Origin of the sequence: Roseateles sp. (assembly GCF_039595295.1) — a bacterium.
GTDB lineage: Bacteria > Pseudomonadota > Gammaproteobacteria > Burkholderiales > Burkholderiaceae_C > Roseateles.
In genome coordinates this window covers 102466-122236 of the sequence record NZ_JBCNLU010000013.1, presented here as the reverse complement: position 1 = coordinate 122236, position 19771 = coordinate 102466, and the positions used below count along the sequence as shown (strand labels likewise).

14 protein-coding genes are annotated in these 19771 nt (G+C 69.5%); 5 read left to right on the top strand and 9 right to left on the bottom strand.

From position 1 onward, the window contains the following. The first annotated feature begins 87 nt into the window (after positions 1 to 87). A complete protein-coding gene (locus tag ABDW59_RS12330) occupies positions 88 to 2457 on the top strand; it encodes a molybdopterin-dependent oxidoreductase (protein ID WP_343630120.1) in 2370 nt (789 codons plus the stop codon). Here ABDW59_RS12330 and ABDW59_RS12325 read toward each other — a convergent pair. The 4 genes from ABDW59_RS12325 to ABDW59_RS12310 all read right to left on the bottom strand — a co-directional run bounded on the left by ABDW59_RS12325 (position 2432) and on the right by ABDW59_RS12310 (position 10076). Next, a complete protein-coding gene (locus ABDW59_RS12325; protein WP_343630119.1) occupies positions 2432 to 3493 on the bottom strand; it encodes a sce7725 family protein in 1062 nt (353 codons plus the stop codon). The genes ABDW59_RS12330 and ABDW59_RS12325 overlap by 26 nt on opposite strands. Before the next feature lie 714 nt (positions 3494 to 4207). Continuing rightward, positions 4208 to 5608, bottom strand: a complete 1401-nt coding sequence (locus ABDW59_RS12320; RefSeq protein ID WP_343630118.1) for an efflux transporter outer membrane subunit — start codon at positions 5606 to 5608, stop codon at positions 4208 to 4210. Positions 5609 to 5610: 2 nt separating this feature from the next. Then, positions 5611 to 8796 (bottom strand): efflux RND transporter permease subunit, encoded by a 3186-nt coding sequence (locus ABDW59_RS12315; protein WP_343630117.1) that lies wholly within the window; start codon positions 8794 to 8796, stop codon positions 5611 to 5613. A gap of 29 nt (positions 8797 to 8825) precedes the next feature. Then, positions 8826 to 10076, bottom strand: a complete 1251-nt coding sequence (locus ABDW59_RS12310) for an efflux RND transporter periplasmic adaptor subunit (RefSeq protein WP_343630115.1) — start codon at positions 10074 to 10076, stop codon at positions 8826 to 8828. 242 nt (positions 10077 to 10318) lie between these two features. On the opposite strand from ABDW59_RS12310, the gene ABDW59_RS12305 reads away from it, so the two are divergent. Both ABDW59_RS12305 and ABDW59_RS12300 read left to right on the top strand, forming a co-directional pair. Further along, positions 10319 to 11062 carry a TetR family transcriptional regulator gene (locus tag ABDW59_RS12305; RefSeq protein WP_343630114.1) on the top strand — a complete coding sequence of 248 codons (744 nt, stop codon included), beginning with the start codon at positions 10319 to 10321 and terminating at the stop codon, positions 11060 to 11062. 219 nt (positions 11063 to 11281) lie between these two features. Continuing rightward, the gene (locus tag ABDW59_RS12300) at positions 11282 to 13612 is read left to right on the top strand and encodes a YgiQ family radical SAM protein (protein ID WP_343630146.1); all 2331 of its coding nucleotides are present in this window, start codon (positions 11282 to 11284) and stop codon (positions 13610 to 13612) included. Here ABDW59_RS12300 and ABDW59_RS12295 read toward each other — a convergent pair. Both ABDW59_RS12295 and ABDW59_RS12290 read right to left on the bottom strand, forming a co-directional pair. Beyond that, positions 13603 to 13995, bottom strand: coding sequence for a hypothetical protein (locus tag ABDW59_RS12295; protein WP_343630113.1), 393 nt, complete (start codon positions 13993 to 13995; stop codon positions 13603 to 13605). The two genes, ABDW59_RS12300 and ABDW59_RS12295, sit on opposite strands and share 10 nt — an antisense overlap. After that, positions 13995 to 14405: a phage holin family protein gene (locus tag ABDW59_RS12290; protein WP_343630112.1), complete on the bottom strand. Its 411-nt coding sequence runs from the start codon at positions 14403 to 14405 to the stop codon at positions 13995 to 13997. The genes ABDW59_RS12295 and ABDW59_RS12290 overlap by 1 nt, the downstream gene beginning before the upstream one ends. A gap of 162 nt (positions 14406 to 14567) precedes the next feature. Between ABDW59_RS12290 and ABDW59_RS12285 the strand changes: the two genes are divergently transcribed. Then, positions 14568 to 16892: an EAL domain-containing protein gene (locus ABDW59_RS12285; RefSeq protein WP_343630111.1), complete on the top strand. Its 2325-nt coding sequence runs from the start codon at positions 14568 to 14570 to the stop codon at positions 16890 to 16892. On the opposite strand, the gene ABDW59_RS12280 is transcribed toward ABDW59_RS12285, so the two are convergent. The 3 genes from ABDW59_RS12280 to ABDW59_RS12270 form a co-directional block, all read right to left on the bottom strand. Next, positions 16879 to 17184: a DUF883 family protein gene (locus tag ABDW59_RS12280; RefSeq protein ID WP_343630110.1), complete on the bottom strand. Its 306-nt coding sequence runs from the start codon at positions 17182 to 17184 to the stop codon at positions 16879 to 16881. The genes ABDW59_RS12285 and ABDW59_RS12280 overlap by 14 nt on opposite strands. Before the next feature lie 175 nt (positions 17185 to 17359). Beyond that, positions 17360 to 17656, bottom strand: a complete 297-nt coding sequence (locus ABDW59_RS12275) for a hypothetical protein (protein WP_343630109.1) — start codon at positions 17654 to 17656, stop codon at positions 17360 to 17362. Then, complete coding sequence (locus tag ABDW59_RS12270; RefSeq protein ID WP_343630108.1) at positions 17646 to 19178, bottom strand: hypothetical protein; 1533 nt, start codon at positions 19176 to 19178, stop codon at positions 17646 to 17648. Before ABDW59_RS12270 ends, ABDW59_RS12275 begins: the two co-directional genes overlap by 11 nt. A 122-nt stretch (positions 19179 to 19300) precedes the next feature. Between ABDW59_RS12270 and ABDW59_RS12265 the strand changes: the two genes are divergently transcribed. Then, a complete protein-coding gene (locus tag ABDW59_RS12265; protein ID WP_343630107.1) occupies positions 19301 to 19765 on the top strand; it encodes a hypothetical protein in 465 nt (154 codons plus the stop codon). Positions 19766 to 19771 lie beyond the last annotated feature (6 nt).

Below are 19771 nucleotides of genomic sequence, written 5' to 3'. Positions count from 1 at the left end.
TGTCGCCTACATGACCACGTCGCCCTGAGCCCCCTCCCACAATCGCCGCCATTCCCGCCCCCCGGGACCGACGATGGGAGACACGCCATGGCCCTGGACGCCACAGCCGATCACGCCGCTCAAGCCGCCTGCGGCGACGCCGCCGCAAGCTCCGACCACGAGCAGTCCCACTTCCGCATCTGCCCGCTCTGCGAGGCCTGCTGCGGCCTCGAGATCCGCACCCGCGACAACCCGAGCGGCCGCTCGGTCGTCTCCATCCGCGGCGAAGCCCGCGACCCCTTCAGCGGCGGCTTCCTCTGCCCCAAAGGCGTCGCCCTCAAGGACCTGCACGAAGACCCGGACCGCCTGCGCCAGCCGATGAAGCGTCGCGCCGATCGCAGCGGCTTCGATCCGATCAGCTGGGACCAGGCCTTCGCCGAGATCGCCGAGCGCCTGCCCGCCCTGCGCGAGCGCCACGGCCCCGACGCGATCGCCCTGACCATCGGCAATCCCGCCTCGCACAAGATCGGTCTGTTCAGCTACTTCCCGCATCTGGCGCGCGCGCTGGGCACGCGCAACCTGTTCTCCGCCTCGACGCTGGACCAGATGCCCAAGCAGCTCGCCTGCGGCCTCATGTACGGCCACTGGCTGAGCGTCCCGGTGCCGGACCTGCCGCGCACCGACCTCATGATCGTCCTCGGCGCCAACCCCATGGTCAGCAACGGCAGCCTGTGGACCAGCCCCGACTACCGCGGCAAGGCCAAGGCCATGCGCGCCCGCGGCGGACGCATCGTCGTGATCGACCCGCGCCGCAGCGAGACCGCCCAGGCCGCCGACGAGCACCTCGCGATCCGCCCCGGCGGCGACGTCTATCTGCTGCTGGGCCTGCTGCACACGCTGTTCGACGAAGGTCTGGTGAATCTGGGCAAGCTCGCCGATCACGTCGAAGGCCTCGACGCGCTGCGCGCCGCCGCGACCGACTTCCCACCCGAGCGTTGCGCCGCCCATTGCGGCATCGACGCGGACACGCAGCGCCGACTCGCGCGCGAGTTCGCGACCACGGAGCGCGCCGTGCTCTACGGCCGCATCGGCACCTGCACGCAGCGCTTCGGCTCGATCAACAGCTGGCTGATCGACGCGCTCAACATCCTCACCGGCCACTTCGACGTCGAAGGGGGGCTGATGTTCCCCAAGGCCGCGGCCTTCGCGGCCAACACGCTGGGCCGCCCCGGCCGGGGCAAGGGCGTCAGCACCGGGCGCCGCCACAGCCGCGTCAGCCGCGCGCCCGAGGTCATGGGCGAGCTCCCCATCAGCTGCCTCGCCGAGGAGATCGAGACGCCCGGCGAAGGCCAGGTCCAGGCCCTGATCACCATCGCCTGCAACCCCGTGCTGTCGTCGCCGAACGGCGAACGGCTCGCGCGGGCGCTGGACTCGCTGGACTTCATGGTCAGCCTGGACCCCTACATCAACGAGACCAGCCGTCATGCCGACCTCGTGCTGCCGCCGCCCTCGCCGCTCGAGGACTGGCATTACGACATGGTCTTCGCGCAGCTCTCGTGGCGCAATCACGCACGCTGGTCGGACGCGGTCATTCCCACGCGACGCTCAGCCGACACCGCCGATGAACACGGCGATCCAGGCCATCGCATCACCGACGCCGCGCCCGCGCCGCATCCCGAGTGGCGCACGCTGCTGCGCCTCGCGTCCATCGTCAACGGCGTGCCGCACGACGCCGACCTCGGCCCCATCGACGACGCCGCGCTGATGGCCGAACTCAAGCGCCAGGCCGGCGATCGCGCCGAGGCGATCTTCGCGATGCTCGATGGCGACGAGGGTCCCGCGCGCTGGCTGGATCTCGGTCTGCGCGCCGGCCCCTATGGCGACGGCTTCGGCGCGCGGCCCGACGGGTTGTCGCTGAAGAAGGTCCGGGCGGCGCCGCACGGCATCGACCTGGGCGAGCTCCAGCCCCGCGTGCCCGAGCTGCTGCGCACCGCGTCCGGCCGCATCGAACTCGCGCCGGCACCGCTGCTGGAGGATCTCGCGCATGTCGCCTCGGCGCTGCGTTTGCCGCCGGGCGACGAGCTGCTGCTGATCGGCCGACGCGAGACCCGCAGCAACAACAGCTGGATGCACAACCTGCCGGTGCTGGCCAAGGGCCGCGATCGCTGCACACTGCTCGTGCATCCGGACGACGCGGCCCGCGCGGGCCTCGCCGATGGCGAGCCGGCGCGCCTGAGCAACGCGCGCGGCAGCTTGATCGCGCCGATCAGCATCAGCGCCGACATGCGGCCCGGCGTGGTCAGCCTGCCGCATGGCTGGGGCCACGACTTGGCGGGCAGCCGGCTCGGCGTCGCCGCGCAGCATCCGGGCGTCAACATGAACCGGTTGCTGGACGAGGAAGCGCGCGATCCGGTCTCCGGCACCTCGGTGCTGAGCGGCATTCCGGTGCGGCTCAGCGCGGCGACTCCCCCGCTTTGATCGACAGCCCGGCCGGCGGTTGCGCGGTGCGGCCCAGCAGATCCTCCGGCACGCGCGCCGGGAAGTGCCCGGCGAAGCGCCCGCTGAGCAGGCCGCTGACCAGCTCCAGGTGGTGCATCACCTCCCACTGCTTGCTGAGCGCGCGGGAGGGCGGCGTCGCGGTGATCAGGCTGGACAGGTAGCGCCGAACGGACTCGGTCGGGCCGAAGGAGGCGTCGCCGCGGTCCAGCGATTCGCGGAAGCACTGCAAGGCTTGGTCGAAGCGACTGCCGCCGCGCTCGTCCGACACGCGGTAGCCGGTGAAGTGCTCGGTCCAGATCGAGTCGCCGCGCTGCGCGTCGTGGTGGATGTAGCTCATGCGGAAGCATTCCGAGCGCGGGGGCGCGTCGGGCATGTCCGGCCGAGACGGCAGCGTCGTGTAGTCGGAGAAGCCGACGAAGCCCTCGGCGCGGTAATGCAGATGGCGATCGGTGAAGGGGTGGCGATCGCGCTGACGCAGATCGGCGGCGTCCGGCAGTCGGCGATCCTCGACCCACACGCAGCCGGCGGTGCCGGCCGACGCGCGGGCCTTGGGCGCGGGTTCGGCGTCGCGGAAGAACACGCGCTGCACCTGCACGCCGCCGAGCAGCGCCATCACGTCGTGCAGCGGCGGCGCGTCGTGGCCGACCACGATGCCCACGGGCCGCGTGCCGAAGACATGGGCGAAGCGCCGCACCAGTTCCGGCGTCAGCGCCGGGCCCAGGCTCAGCACCGGGTGGATCCATTGGCGCTGAGGGAGCGAGGTGTAGAGCCGGTGGCCCCATTCCAGCGATTGCGCGGGCTTGAGCGGCTCGAAGTCCTGGCGGGTGGGATTCACCACCAGCCAGATCTGCTGCTTGTGGGCCTCGCAAGCTTCGAGCGTGTGGCGCAGCGAGGTCGCGGCTTGGCGGACCGGTTCGAGGATGGGTTGCACGACGCCGTCCGTGCCGAGTACCGCCGCGAGGTGCCGCAGGGCGAGCACCTCCTTTTGTTTGCCATGGAGATAGGGGAAATACATGGTCGCGACCTCTGCGCTGTGGATTCAGGGAGGGCGCCGATGATGCGTAGCCCCCGCGCATTCGTCAGCAGCCATCGCGGTCATGTATGAGGCAAGTCAAAGGATCCGCAAATATGGGGAGAAGTGGCGATCTGCGAATGCAACCGACCGGCAAGAGCGCTGCACTGATGCGCCCCTCGCGGGCGCCGCAGTCGGCAACCACGGCGAATGACAAGGTCGCAATGACAGATTGAGGTCAATCGAAGAGGGCTTCGACGGCTTGGCCTCGCCGACCGAGGTCGGCAACGCTCCCCCCCTCTCCCCCGCCCTCTCCCGCCCCGCGGGAGAGGGGGTAATACGGCACCGCGCGTCTTCTCGCCGCCAGCCTCGGTCGCCGCACGAGTCACTCCCTTGCCTGCCGAAGCGATGGATGGCCCCCTCGCCTGCCGAAGCGATGGATGGCTCCCTCGCCCGCTTGCGGGAGAGCGATGGATGGCTCCCTCGCCCGCTTGCGGGAGAGGGTGGGGGAGAGGGTCTTCGAGCTCTCACAGCTCCCCAAGAACGCCCCCGGCACCATGGAAGATGCCGGCTCGAATGGTTGACTGCGAGGGCGCGCGGAAGACCCTCTCCCCTGCCCTCTCCCGCAAGCGGGAGAGGGAGTCATAACAACGAAAACGGCGCCGGCCGCTCAACGCGAACCGGCGCCGTCAAGGCGTCGAAATGACAGACCTCAAATCAAGACGGTTGCCCGCCCCCCAGCACCTTGTAGAGCTGCACCTGGTTCTGCAACTGCGCCAACCGCACCTGGAGCGCGAGCTGCTGAGCCGCGAAGCTCGAACGCTGCGCATCCAGCAGGTCCAGCGTCGACGCCGCGCCGTTGCGATAGCTCAGGTCGACCAGCTGAAGCCGCGTCGCTTCCGCCGCCGCCTGCGCATCCTGCGCGCGCAACTGCTCGTCCAGCGTCGCCCGTCCGGCCAGCGCGTCGGCGACTTCCTTGAAGGCCGTCTGCACGACCTTCTCGTACTGCGCCACCGCGATCTCACGATTCGCCTTCGCCGCCTCGACGTTGTTGCGCACGCGCCCCGCGTCGAAGATCGGCATCAGCGCCGATCCTGCGATGCTCCACGCGCTCTGGCTGAACAGGTCACGCAGCGCGCCGCTCGCCGTGCCCACGCTGCTGGTCAGCGTGATGCTCGGGAAGTAAGCCGCGCGGGCCACGCCGATGTTGGCTTCGGCCGAGACCAGTTGCTGCTCGGCCTGACGCACATCGGGACGACGCACCAGCACCTCCGACGGAATGCCCGCCAGCAGCGCGCCCATGGTCTGGTCGCTCAGCTTCTGCGCCGTCGGCAGCGTGTCCGGCAGCGTCTGGCCGACCAGCAGGGTCAGCGCGTTCAGGTCCTGCTGACGCGTGCGCTCGGCCTGGGCCAGCGTCGCGCGCGCCGACTCGTACGAGGACTTCGCCGTGCTCAGGTCCAGGTTGGACGCCGCGCCGTTGTCGAACTTCAGCTGCATCAGCTTGAGGCTGTCCTCGCGCGTGGCCAGGGTCTGGCGCGTGAGCGCCAGCAGCTCCTCGTCGGCCTGCACCGCCAGATAGGCGGAGGCCACCCCTGTCACCAGGCTGATCTGCGCCGATCGCGCCGCCTCGCCGGTGGCCAGGTAGGTGGCGAAGGACGCCGCGCTCTGGTTCTTCACCCGGCTGAACAGATCGATCTCGTACGAGGTGATCTGCAGACCCGCCTGATAGACGCTGGTGATCTTGCTGTCGCCGTTGCTGGTGGTCTGCGGACCGCGCTGGGCCGACAGGCCCAGGTTGACCGTCGGCCAGCGGCTGGCCGCGGTGACGTTGGCTTGCGCCCGCGCCACGTCCACGTTCAGCAGCGCGATGCGCAGATCGCGGTTGTTCTTCAGCGAGAGCTCGATCAATTGCTTGAGCCGCTCGTCGCGGAAGAACTGCTGCCATTGCAGCTCGGTCGCGACCTTGGCGTCGGCGGCTTCCGCGCCGGGGCCTTGCGGCCACTGCGGGGATACCGGCGCCTCGGGACGCTGATGCTCAGGCGCGAGGTTCACGCAACCGGCCAGCAGCGCGACCGTCGCGGCCGCCGCGGCCATCACAGAGAGTTTTCTTTTCATCATCGTCAGACTCCGTCGGCGTTCTTGGCGGCTTCGATCGCCTTGGCCGGATTCGGGCCGTCCAGCTCATGCGTGTACATCTTGCGCTGGCGCTCGCTGCCCTTGAAGAAGCGGCGCACGACCAGGAAGAACACCGGCACGAACACCACCGCCAGCACCGTCGCCGAGATCATCCCGGACAGCACGCCGGTGCCGATCGCGCGCTGGCTGCCCGAGCCCGCGCCCGTGGCGAAGAACAGCGGCGCCACGCCCAGGATGAAGGCCATCGAGGTCATGATGATCGGGCGGAAGCGCAGATGCGCCGCCTCGAGCACGGACTCGACCAGCCCCTTGCCCTGCGCCTGCAGGTCCTTGGCGAACTCGATGATCAGGATCGCGTTCTTCGCGGACAAGCCGATGATGGTGATCAGGCCGACCTTGAAGTACACGTCGTTGGGCATGCCGCGCAGCGTCGCGCCCAGCAGCGCGCCCAGCAGACCCAGCGGCACCACCAGCATCACCGACAGCGGGATGGACCAGCTCTCGTACAACGCGGCCAGGCACAGGAAGACGGCCAGCAGCGAGAACGCCAGCAGGATGCCGGCCTGCGAACCCGACAGTTGCTCTTCACGCGACAGACCGGTCCATTCGTAGCCGATGCCCGCCGGCAGCTGCGCCACCATGTTCTCGAGCTCCTTCATCGCCTGACCCGAGGACACGCCCGCGGCCGGATCGCCCGCCAGACGCATCGCCGGATAGCCGTTGTAACGCGTGGCCTGCATCTGACCCGTGATCCAGCGGCTGGTCGCGAAGGCGGAGACCGGCACGTCCGTGCCCGCGGCATTGGTGACGTTCAGCCTGAGCACGTCTTCCGGGGTCGAGCGGCGTGCCGCATCGGCCTGCACCACCACCCGCTGCATGCGGCCGGCGCTGGGGAAGTCGTTCACATAGGCCGAGCCCAGCTGCGTGCCCAGCACGCGGGCGATGGTGTCGAAGCTGACGCCCAGCGCCTGCGCCTTGGCGCGATCGATGTCGATCTGCAGCTGCGGCGCGTCTTCCAGACCGTCGGGACGGATGGTCGCGATCAGCTTGCTCTTGGACGCCATGCCCATGAGCTGGTTGCGCGCGTTGAGCAGCGCCTCGTGGCCGAGGCCGCCGCGGTCCTGCAGACGCAGCGCGAAGCCGGTGGCGTTGCCCAGTTCCTGGATGGGCGGGGGCGACAGCGGGAAGATGAACGCGTCACGCACGCCCACCATCATCGCGCCCATCACCCGGCCGGCCAGCGCCTGCGCGCTGTGGGCCTCGCCCTTGCGCTCGTCCCAGGGCTTCAGGGGAACGAACACCAGCGCGGCGTTCTGACCTTGACCCGAGAACGAGAAGCCGATCACGCCGATGGTGTCGGCCACTTCCGGCTGCTTGTGCAGGAACTGCTCGACGGCGGCGACGGCGGCTTCCGTCCGGTTGGACGTGGCGCCCGGGGGCAGCTGCACGTTGACGATCAGGTAGCCCTGGTCTTCGTTGGGCAGGAAGGACGTGGGCATGCGCACGTACAGCCAGCCCACCACCGCCACGATGGCGACGAAGGCGACCATCATGCTGCCGCTGCGCTTGAGCAGCTTGGCGACCCAGCCCTCGTAGCCCTTGGCGGTGCGCGAGAAGCCGCGGTTGAACCAGCCGAAGAAGCCGCGCTTCTCGTGGTGGTGACCGGCGTCGACCGGCTTGAGCAGCGTGGCGCACAGCGCGGGCGTCAGCGACAGCGCCATCAGCGCCGACAGCGCCATCGAGGCCACCATCGCCAGCGAGAACTGGCGATAGATGTTGCCCACCGAGCCCGCGAAGAAGGCCATCGGGATGAACACCGCGATCAGCACCGTGGTGATGCCGATGATGGCGCCCGAGATCTGGCCCATGGCCTTCTTGGTCGCCTCGCGCGGGGAGAGGCCCTCCTCGCTCATGATGCGCTCGACGTTCTCAACGACCACGATCGCATCGTCGACCAGGATACCGATCGCCAGCACCATGCCGAACAGCGTCAGCACGTTGATCGAGAAGCCCAGCGCCAGCATCACGCCGAAGGTGCCCAGCAATGCCACCGGCACCACCAGCGTCGGGATCAGCGTGTAGCGCCAGTCCTGCAGGAACAGGAACATCACCAGGAACACCAGGACCACCGCCTCGATCAGGGTCTCCACCACCTGGGCGATGGAGATCTGCACGAACTTGGACGAGTCGTAGGGGACGCTGTACTCGACGCCGGCCGGGAAGAACTTCTTGAGCTCTTCCATGCGCGCCTTGACCGCCTTGGCGGTGCCCAGCGCGTTGCCGGTGGGCGAGAGCTGCACGCCCACGCCGGTCGAGGGTTGGCCGTTCAGGCGGGCGTAGGTGCTGTAGCTCTGGCCGCCCATCTCGATGCGCGCGACGTCCTTGAGCTTCACGGTGGAGCCGTCGGTGTTGGCGCGCAGCACGATGTTGCCGAACTGTTCCTTGTTCTCCAGCTGGCCCTTGACCACGATGGTCGCGGACATGGTCTGGCTGCTCGTGTTGGGGCGGTCGCCCAGCACGCCGGCCGGCACCAGCGCGTTTTGCGCGGTGATGGCCGCGTTCACCTCGGACGGGCTGAGGTTGAACGACTGCATCTTGGCCGGGTCCAGCCAGATCCGCATCGCCTGCTCGGAGCCGAACAGTTGCGCCTGACCGACGCCCGCGATCCGCTGGATCTCGGGCACGACGTTGCGGGCGGCGTAGTCGCCCAGCGCGATCGGGTCCAGCGAGCCGTCCTTGGACGACAGCGTAACGAACAGCAGGAAGTTGGAGCGGGCCTTGTCCACGCGCACGCCCTGCTGCGTCACCGCGGCGGGCAGCCGGGGCGTCGCGCGGGACAGACGGTTCTGGACTTCCACCTGCGCCAGGTCGATGTTGGTGCCCGACTCGAAGGTCACCGTGATCGCGCCGGTGCCGTTGGCCTGGCTGACCGACTCCATGTAGGCCAGCCCGGGCGCGCCGTTGAGCTCCTGCTCGATGACGGAGATCACCGCCTCGTCCAGGGTCTTGGCGGAGGCGCCGGGGTAAGCGACGTTGATGGACAGCGAGGGCGGCGCCACCGTGGGGTACTGGGCCACCGGCAGCTGCGTCACCGCCACGCCGCCGAAGACCAGGATGAACAGGGCGATCACCCACGCGAAGATGGGGCGATCAATGAAAAAACGTGCCATGTCTTGGATCCTTCCCGAGCGTCAGGCGCTCAGCGGCTCGCGGCCGACGCGGCCGGAGCGGCGGCACCGGACGCGGCGCTGGCCGGGTTGAACGGCACCGGATTGACCGGCGCCCCCGGCACGAACATCTTCTGGAAGCCGTCGGCGATGACCTTCTCGCCGGACTTCAGCCCGTCGAGCACGATCCACTGGTTGCCGACCGCGTTGCCGATCTTGACCTGGCGGGTGGCGGGCTTGTTGTCCGCGCCCACGACCAGGACCGTGTCGCCGCTGGAGCCCCGCGTGACGGCCTGCTGCGGCAGCAGGATGGCGGACGGCAGCTCGGCCTGCGCGACGCGCACCCGCACGTACTGGCCCGGCAGCAGCTGGCCGTCGGCATTCGGGACTTCGGCGCGCAGGGTCACCTGGCCGGAGGTCGGGTCCACGGTCAGATCGGTGAACAACAGCTTGCCGGTGCGCACGACCTTGCCGTCGTCGCCCAGCACCTCGACCTGCGCGGCGCCCGCGCCGGCGCTGCGCAGTTGGCCCGCGGCCAGCGCGCGGCGCATGTTCTGCACTTCGTTGGCCGATTGGGTGAAGTTCACGTAGACGCTGCTGACCTGCTGGATCAGCGCCAGCTGGGTCGCGTCGGACGCGCCGACCAGCGCGCCTTCCGTCACCAGCGCGCGGCCGATGCGGCCCGAGATCGGGGCGTAGACATGGGCGTAATCGACGCTCAGCTTGGCCTGCGCGACGGCGGCCTTGGCGGCGGCGACGTCGGCGGCGGCCGCCTTGGCGGTGGCGACGGAGGTGATGTATTCCTGCTGGCTGATGGCCTTGGCGTCGGCCAGCGGCTTGTTGCGGGCGGCCTGGGCGGCGGCCTGCGCTTCATTGGCTTGCGCCTTGGCCAGCGTGGCGTTGGCGCTGTCGAGCGCGGCCTGGTACTGGGCCGGGTCGATCAGGAACAGCTGCTGGCCGGCCTTCACTTCCGAGCCTTCGGTGAACAGGCGCTTGAGCACCACGCCGTTGACGCGGGCGCGGACCTGGGCGGTGCGCAGGGCCTCGATGCGGCCGGGCAGCTCGCTGGCCAGGGCCACCGGCTGAGCACCCACCGTGACCACGCCGACGTTGGCGGGCGGCATGCCGCCGCCGTGCGCGCCCGCCGCCTGATCGCTCTTGCCGCAGCCGGTCAGCACGGCCGCCAGCGAGATCACCAGGGGCAGCAGATAAAGCACGCGCGCGCCGACCTTCAGGCCCGGACGCTCCGTCCCCGGCAGTTCTTTTGTCAGAGGGCTAGACATCACGATGGGATTCCTCTCGCAGTTCATGTGATTCGAGTGAGCGGTCGGACCGACCCACGGACGACGGACGCGGCGCATCTTCTGGCAAGTCGCGGCCCTTCCGCAACGACGGAGGGCGTCGTCGCGGATCGACAGCGTTGGCGGGAAGGCGGGGGCAGCCCACTCCGGGTAGACCCGAAAGGCGTGGAGTATATACATACATTCGCGTATGTATGTTTCCCCCATGTTCTAGAATCCGCCCCATGGCCCGCCGAACCAAACAAGAAGCCCAGGAGACACGCGCCCGTCTGATCGACGCGGCGGAACGGCTCTTCCACGAGCGCGGGGTGTCCCGCACCTCGCTGCAGGACATCGCCCAGGCCGCCGGCGTCACGCGCGGCGCGGTGTACTGGCATTTCGAGGACAAGGTCCAGCTCTTCAACGCGATGATGGAGCGGGCCACCATGCCGCTGGAGGAGGGCTTCGACGACGCCGTCCTGGGCCATGCCCAGCGCCCATTGGACGAGCTCCGGCTGCGTCTGTTGAACGTCATGCACCATGCGGCGTTCAATGCCCGCACACGGCGCGCCTTCGAGATCGCCAACCTGCGGGTGGAGTTCGTCGGGGAGATGGCCTCCATCCACGGCCGCAAGGTCGACGCGCACCGCGAGTGGACCGCCCGCAACCAGGACACCTTCGAGCGCGCCATCGCGCTGGGCCAGCTGCCCAAGGGCCTGGACACGCACCAGGCCGCGATCGGCCTGATGGCGATGGTGGGCGGGCTGCTGCACCACTGGATCATGGATCCGGAGTCCTTCGACATCATGGTGGTCGGCCAGGCCCGGCTGGAGCATTACCTGTCCAGCCTCACGGTGACCGTGCCCAACCGCTTCGCCCCGCTGACCGAGGCCGAACGCCATGCCCTGGGCCGCCAGCCGATGTGCGGCAGGGCCGCCTGCGACGCGGACGACCACCCCGCCACGCCCGCCGATTCGCCCCCTCGCTGAAACAATCCCGGGCGAAATCCCCGCGAATGTGAGGTCTCCCCTGGGGGGAACCCGGGTGTGCGGCGACAATACCCGGTTGCCCACGCCCGAGCCGACGCCGTGTCCATTGCCCCGCCCCCGACCCGTCCCCTGTCCGATCTGAAGAAGACCGGCCAGAAGGCGCTGACCGCCTACCGTCCGTTCTGGGCCAAGCGCTTCGGTCCCGCCCCGTTCCTGCCGATGTCGCGCGACGAGATGACCCAGCTCGGCTGGGACAGCTGCGACATCATCATCGTCAGCGGCGACGCGTACGTGGATCATCCGAGCTTCGGCATGGCGGTCATCGGGCGGACGCTGGAGGCTCAAGGCTTCCGGGTGGGGATCATCGCGCAGCCGGACTGGAATTCGGCCGATGCGTTCCGGGCGCTGGGCAAGCCCAACCTGTTCTTCGGCGTGGCGGCCGGCAACATGGATTCGATGATCAACCATTACACGGCCGACCGAAAGATCCGCTCGGACGACGTGTACACGCCGGGCGGCCTGGCGGGCAAGCGGCCGGACCGGGCGACGCTGGTCTACACGCAGCGCTGCAAGGAGGCGTTCAAGGACGTGCCGGTGATCATCGGCGGCATCGAGGCCTCGCTGCGCCGCATCGCGCATTACGACTACTGGCAGGACAAGGTCCGCCGCTCAATCCTGGTGGACTCCAAGGCCGACCTGCTGGTCTACGGCAACGCCGAGCGCGCCATCATCGAGATCGCCCATCGGCTCTCTCAGAAGAAGCCGATCGAGTCCATCACCGACGTGCGCGGCACCGCCTTCATGCGCAAGCCGGACGACGAGTCGCTCAACGGCTGGTTCGAGATCGACTCCACCGAGGTCGACGTCCCCGGCAAGATCGACGCGCTGCTCAGCCCCTACATGACGACCGAGGAAGCGGCCGCCGATCAGGGCACCGATTGCTCGAAGCAGCAGGAGCAGGCCGCGTCTGCGAACGGAGCCCCAGCGCCCGCGCAAGCCGGCATCGCCGAGGTCAAGCCGATCAAGATCATTCGCCAGACGCTGTCCAGGACGGGTGGCGACGGCCGCGCGCTGGTCACGCCGCGCGACCGCACAGTGATTCGCCTGCCGGCGTACGAGCAAGTCAAGAGCGATCCGGTGCTCTATGCCCACGCCAACCGCGTGCTGCATCTGGAGACCAATCCGGGCAACGCACGCGCGCTGGTGCAGCGGCACTCGTCCAGCGGCGTGGACCGCGACGTCTGGCTGAATCCGCCGCCCATTCCGCTGACGACGGTCGAGATGGACCATGTCTTCGACCTGCCCTATGCGCGCAGCCCGCATCCGAGCTACGCGGACCAGGACGGCAGCCACGATCACGCCACGAAGATTCCCGCCTGGGAAATGATCCGCTTCAGCGTGAACATCATGCGCGGCTGCTTCGGCGGCTGCACCTTCTGCTCGATCACCGAGCACGAGGGGCGCGTGATCCAGAGCCGCAGCGAGGACTCGATCATTCGCGAGATCGAGGACATCCGCGACAAGGTGAAGGGCTTCACGGGGGTCATCTCGGACCTGGGCGGCCCGACGGCCAACATGTGGCACATCGGCTGCAAGAGCCCCGAGATCGAGGCCGCCTGCCGCAAGCCCAGCTGCGTCTATCCGGGCATCTGCCCCAACCTGCACACCGACCACGGCCCGCTGATCAAACTGTACCGGCGCGCACGCGGGCTGCGCGGCGTCAAGAAGATCCTGATCGGCTCGGGCCTGCGCTACGACCTGGCCATCGAGTCACCCGAGTACATCCAGGAGCTGGTGACGCATCATGTCGGCGGCTACCTGAAGATCGCGCCCGAGCACACCGAGGGCGGCCCGCTGTCCAAGATGATGAAGCCGGGCATCGGCACCTATGACCGCTTCAAGCAGCTGTTCGAGGCGGCCAGCGCCGCGGCGGGCAAGAAGCAGTACCTGATCCCGTACTTCATCGCCGCGCACCCCGGCACGGCGGACGAGGACATGATGAATCTGGCGCTGTGGCTGAAGCGGAACGGCTTCCGCGCGGACCAGGTTCAGACTTTCTATCCGAGCCCGATGGCCACGGCCACGGCGATGTACCACTCGGGCAAGAACCCGCTGAAGAAGGTGGGCCGGGACAGCGAGGCCGTCGACATCGTCAAGGGCGAGCGTCGTCGGCGCCTGCACAAGGCCTTCCTGCGCTATCACGACCCGAAGAACTGGCCGTTGCTGCGCGACGCGCTCAAGGAGATGGGCCGCGCCGATCTGATCGGCAACGGCAAGCATCACCTGATCCCGACCTTCCAGCCCACGGGCACGGATGCGGGCTACGAATCGGCGCGCCGGAAGAACTCGACCAACGCGGGTCAGAAGGTCGCGCCGAACAAGCCGCGCGCGGGGCAGATCCTGACGCAGCACACGGGGCTGCCGCCGAGGGAGACCGGGGCGGCCCGTACGCCGCAGCGTCCGGCCGGCGCCGGTGTTCGTCCGGCTGCAGGTTCGACGACGACTCCGCGTCCAGGCAATCGCCCGGGCGCGAAGCGCGGTCAGCGCTGAGCCTCGGTGGGGGTCGCCGGTGCGGACGGCGTCGGCGCCTGCGGCTTCACCCACTGCCACACCTTCCACCCCAGGCTGACCCACGCCCACGCGCGCGCGATGCGTCCCGGCGCGGCGCCCGCGTCCTCCGACGCATTCGTGCCGCGCCTGCCCCAGCGCCGCATCAAGCCGGCAAGTCCGCCCGCAGCAGCCATCGCCGCAGCCGTGCGCCACAAGCGCGGCAGGCTGCCCGCCAGTCGCCACAGCGAATGACCGCGCTCTGCCCAGCGCATCGGGCGCTCGAAGGCCTCGGCGTCGTGCAGCAATCCCAGACGCAGCTCCGCGCTGCGCAGTTGCAGCTCGAGCTGACGCAGCTTCAGCCGTTGACGGGACTCTCGCCACATCACCTGCGCTCCCCGCCGCGACCGGTGTCGGCGTCACTCTCAGGAGCGACAGCGCGTCCGTCGCGGGCCAGTTCCGCCACGCTCGCGGCGAAGGGGCGACCGGTCGACAGCTGGCGCTTCGCCCATTGCCAACACAGGACCGCCGCGATCGCGAAGGCCGCGCCCAGTCCCGCGCCCACCGGCGCGCGCCACTCGGCGGGCACCCACAGCAGCCCCGCGAAGATCAGCATCACCAGCGCCGCCACGCCCATCAGCAATGCGAGCAGCAAAGCGGTCAGCGCGCCGAACAGCCGCAGCAGCTCGCTCTGCAGCTCCACGCCCAGCAATTCCAACCGCACGCGGGCCAGTTCCAGCGCGCGTTCCGCCATCCGGCGCAGCCGGTCCGCCAGGCTCGGATCGTGTGCATCCATCGTTGGTTTGTCCTCCGTGTCTCTCCCCCCGGAATGCGGAAGCTATCACTGAATCGGGGGAAACGAGGGCGATGTTTGGGGATCCGGCCCACAGGCGTTGGGCTACAGTGCGCGGTAACGCTTGGTTGCGCCCCGCGCCGCCGGACAGACAAGGTCCTTTCAATGCCTGATCGCCAGCCCCTGCCGCACACCGCCGTCGTCGAGGACGACGACCTGCTGCAGTTCCTGGACGACCACGATCACGCCCACGACGAGCCCCCAACCCCGCGCACTCCCTGGCGCGTGCTGATCGTCGACGACGACACCGACGTCCACAAGGCCACTGAGTTGGCCATGCAAGGCCTGCCCATCGAGGGCCAGCCGCTGACCTTCCTCCACGCCAAGTCCGCCGCCGAGGCCCGCTCCCTGCTGGTCGCGGAGCCCGACATCGCCGTCGTGCTGCTGGACGTGGTGATGGAGTCCGACGACGCCGGCCTGCAGCTGGTCCGCCACATCCGCGAGGAGCTGCGGCAGCGCGCCGTGCGCATCGTGCTGCGCACCGGCCAGCCCGGCTACGCGCCCGAGATCGAGACGGTCCAGACCTACGACATCAACGATTACAAGACCAAGTCGGAGCTGACCCGCACGCGGCTGTACACGGTGCTCACCGCCGCGATCCGCTCCTATCGGCAGATCCGCGCGCTCGAAGCCAACCGGCAAGGCCTGGAGATGATCGTCGAGGCCAGCACCGAGCTCGGCCGCCAGCACGGCCTGCATCGCTTCGCCGAGGGCGTGGTGACGCAGCTGTGCGCGCTGCTGGGCACGCTGCCCGAGGGCCTGGTCTGCGTGCAGGCCCACAACGACGCCAGCGGCGACGCGCGCGTCATCGCGGCCGCCGGCCAGTACAGCTCGCTGATCAACCGGCCGCTGCATGCGGTGCCCGTGGCCAAGGTGCGGGAGCTGCTCGCGCGCTGCCTGGCCGCCGGCCACAACCTGCATGAGGACGGCTGCACCGTCCTGCACTTCGGCCTGCCCAGCGGCCGCGCGATGGCCGCGCTGGTCGAGGTCCAGCGTGAGCTCGACGACCTCGACCGGCAGCTGCTGCGGGCCTTCTGCTCCAACATCTCGGTCGGCTTCGAGAACGTCATGCTCTACACGCAGTTGACGGACCAGGCCTACAACGACCCGCTGCTGCAGCTGCCCAACCGCACCCGCTTCATCGAGCTGCTTGAGCAGAACCTCAAGAGCCCCGAAGGCATCACGCTCGCGCTGATCGACCTGGACGACTTCGCCGACGTCAACGACGCCTTCGGCCATCGCTTCGGCGACCAGGTGCTGCAAGCCGTGTCGCAGCGGATGGCGCAGCGCCTGGGCTTCAACACCGCGATGGCGCGGATCTCCTCGAACGCCTTCGGCCTGCTGGGCCCGGACGAGATGGTCAACGGCCAGCGCATCGGCGCGGTCTTCGACGACCCCTTCACCGTCGCGGGCGAGCGCCTGCAGCTCTCCGCGACCACCGGCCTGGTGCGGCTGGCGCAGTCACGCGCGCTGGGATCGGAGCTGCTGCTCGACGCGCAGATCGCGCTCAAGCGCGCCAAGGCGGGCAACCGCGGCGCCTCGCAGTACTTCTCACCGGAGATGGGCGTGGACGCGCGCGAGCGCTTCAAGCTGCTCAAGGGCCTGCGCGCGAGCTTCGAGGAGCGCCGGCTCTTCGTCGTCTATCAGCCACAGGTGGAGCTGACGACGCTGCGCGTGGTCGGCGCCGAGGCGCTGCTGCGCTGGCGCACCGCCGAGGGGCAGTTCGTGCCGCCGGACCAGTTCATCCCGCTGGCCGAGCAATCCGGCCTGATCGTCCCGATCGGGGAATTCGTGCTCAGGACCGCCTGTCATCAGGTGCGTCAGCTGCGCGACCACGGCTTCGCGGACTTCCGCATCGCGGTCAACATCTCGCTGGCGCAGTTCCGCCATCCGGCCTTCATCGACACGCTGCGGCGCGCGCTGGCCGATGCCGAGGTGCCCGGCTCCGCGCTGGAGCTGGAGATCACCGAATCGATGGCGATGGAAGAGGTCTCGGCGGTGCTGCGCGTGCTGGCGGAGATCCGCGGCACGGGCGCCTCCGTCGCGATCGACGACTTCGGGACGGGCTTCTCGTCGCTCAGCCAGCTGCGGCGGCTGGACGTGGAGCGCCTCAAGATCGACCGCGCATTCGTGCGCGAGGCGCAGAGCTCCGCCGCCGGCGCGACGATCGCGCAGATGGTGGTGAACCTGGGTTGCAGCCTCGGGATGCGAGTCGTCGCCGAGGGCATCGAGACCGAGGAGCAGCGCCAGCACCTGTTGGCGCTGGGCTGCCATGAAGGTCAGGGCTGGCTGTTCGCCCGCCCCATGCCGGCCGAGGACCTGGAGCGCTGGCTGGCCGCGCCCAAGCCCTGGGAGACGGCCGGCGCCGACGGCGCGCAGCCCGCGACCACGCCGCAGGTCCGCACGGCGTCTCCGCTCAGCGGCGGCTGAGCAGCAGCCCCACCAGCAGGCCGACGCCGGCCGCCACGCCGATCGACTGCCAGGGGTTGTCGTGCACGTAGTCGTCGGTCGCCTTGCCGGCGGCCTTGGCACGCTCCACCGCGACCGACTGGAACTCGCCCAGGCTGGTCTTGGCGCGGTCCAGCGTGGACTGCACGCGGGCGCGCAGCTCGGAAGCCCCGGCGCTGGTCTGGTCGGCGGTCGCGCGCAGCAGCGACTCGGCATCCGTCACCACCTGGTGCAGGTCCGTCAGCAGGCGGTCGGAAGGGGAAGTCTTGGCCATGAGCAGCACTCCTTTTTCGGGTTGATGGTCGGACGGCGCCGGGCGACCCGGCACCGGAACGTCCGGTTGTACGTCTATCGAGCAGTGGCGGGCAAGTCGGCGGCTTAGTCCGAGCGCGCCGCGCGGTCTTGCCCAGACAAGGATGCGGTGTACGGGCAGACGGCGTGCCTGGGCTTCAGACCGGATCGCCTGACGATTCGCCGCCCGGCGAATCATCGCCCCGCACGCGATAGCGACGCACCAGGAAATGACTGCCGCGGTGTTCCCCTTCGACGATCAAGACCTGACCCTCCAGCGCCTCCAGCTCCGGATCGTGGAAGGGATTGGCGCCCAGGCGCCGCAGGACCTCGCGCCGCCCGTCGTCGAGCTCCAACAAGGGCGCGACGCGCTCGCTCTTGCTGCCGGGCGAGCGCTCGGCCAGCACCAGGCGACCGACGAGGCGCTCGGGCTTGGGATCGGCGTCAGCGGGCATGCATGCGCCTCACGTGCAGCAGACGACCGTCCTGCTCAGTGGCGACCAAGGACAGCGGCAGCGCGGCGTCGCCCTTGGCCCCCTCGGCGCCCTCGCCTTTCCCGACCTGACGCAGCGCGGTGTAGACATGCACCGTGCGATGGTCCGGCGCGCCCACGATGCGGTAGCTCACCAGCCGGCAGTCCTTGGGCTTGAGGCCCGACTCGCGCAGCATGGGCGTCACCGCCTTCACGACGGCGGCCGCGGGCGCCTCGTCGGTGGGTTGCAGGCGCGGCAGGCTGCGCGCCAGGTTCTGGCCCTCCCGCTGCAGGCGCTCGCGGCGCAGGCCGCGCACGCCACGGTCCTGCACGGCGGAGAAGGCTTGCTTGAAGGCCTTGGTCCGCGCCAGCGCATGGCCCTGGAAGGTCACCGGCTGCACCGACGGATCGCCCAGCAGATAGAACTGCGCCAGCGTCTTGAGGTCGACCGGATCCAGATGGGTGCGCTCGCCGGCGAATTTCTGACGCGCCTCCAGCAGCGCGCGGCCGGTGGACGCGCCGGCCAACACCCGCTGCAGGAAGTACTGGCAGACCAGATCCGCCGAGCCGTTGCCGGCGCTGGGGCCGTAGGCCACGGTGGTGCTGCCGACGAAGGCGATGGCGCCGTCGCCCAGATAGCGCAGCGAGATCGGCCAGGGCCCCGGATTCCCCTTGGCGTCCGGCGTCGGCGCGAAGACCTGCGCGCCATAGCAGCACTCCGCCGCGACCACCGTGCCCGGCGTCACCAGGCCCTTCACCGTCGTCGAGGTCATCGCCTCCGGATAGGACCGACCGCGCTGACCGTAATAGGTCGGATCGTGATCGGCCCCGTGGCAATTGATGAAATGCATGCGCGGGGCCAGGTCCGCCTTCTTCCACTTGGGGCCGCTGGGCGGGGAGAGCCTGAGCTGCTCGGCGCTGCCGAAGGTGTTGGTCAGACTCATGCGGGTCGAGTCCTGCCAGACCTCGGCGGACAGGCCGAAGCTTTCCAGGTAGGAATCGCGCGGCAGCGGCTTGTGCGAGGTCGCCGCGGCGATCAGGGACAGCAGCAGCGCCGGATCCTTCGCGCCCGGCAGATCGGGCAGCCGCCCGACCACGCGGGTCGGACCCAGGAAGCGATTCGGGTCGGTGCTGTAGGCGGCCTCGCAGGCATAGGGCAGATCGCTGGGGACGTCGGCGTCGTCGTCATCGGGCGCGGGGTTCTTCAGCGCCACCATGGGCAGCAGATCGGGACCGCCGATCAGCACCAGGTAATGCGGGTTGCGCGCCTTGGCCAGCGCATCGATCACGGTCTTGAGCGCCCTCGCGGTGGCCGGCGTCGGCAAGGGGGCGACGCCGAAGGGCTTCATCGTGGCGGCCAGGTCGGCGGCGATGACGCGGGTGTCGATGCCGCGTTTGGCGTCGGCCTTGACCAGCGCCTTGAGCGCCGTGTCGATCTTGGTCAGCGCCTGGGCGCCGTACTTCGCGCGCAAGGCGGCGCGGTGCAGGACGATCAGCTTGTCCATGGAGTCCTCCCTTGTCGGGGCAATTGTGGTCATCGAAGGGTCGTGCGGCAACGCACGGTCTAGGGAGAGCGACGCGGAACTGTCATCAAGCCTGCATCGCATCTGCGCAACATGCGCCGGCCATGCAAGCCACCCTCACCCCGCCCCGCAAGACTGACCGCGCGCGCGAGCTGCTCGCGCAGGGCCAACGCCAGTTGCCCGGCGCCCTGCGCGCGCTGCTGATCACCGTCGACGGCAAGCGCGACGCGGACGAGCTGCGCCGGCTCGGCCGAGGTCTCGGCCTGGAGGATGGACTCGAGCGCCTGGTCGACCAGGGCCTGGTGGAGCTGCCGCGGGTGGTGGACACGCGCGCCACGATGGAGCGCGCGCGCCGTCTGGTGTCGACCAAATTCTTCGCGCTGGATCTGGTGACGCGCATGCTGGCGGGCCGCGAGGGTGAGCTGCGCGACCTGGCCCGCCAGGCCGACACCGAGAGCCGCTTCATGGAGTGGGTCGAGCTGTGCTGCGCCCGCATCGAGTCGCAGTCCGACGCCGAGCGCGCGGCCAAGTTCCGGACCAGCGTCGCGCAGACGCTGGCCGGTGCCTGAGCCGGC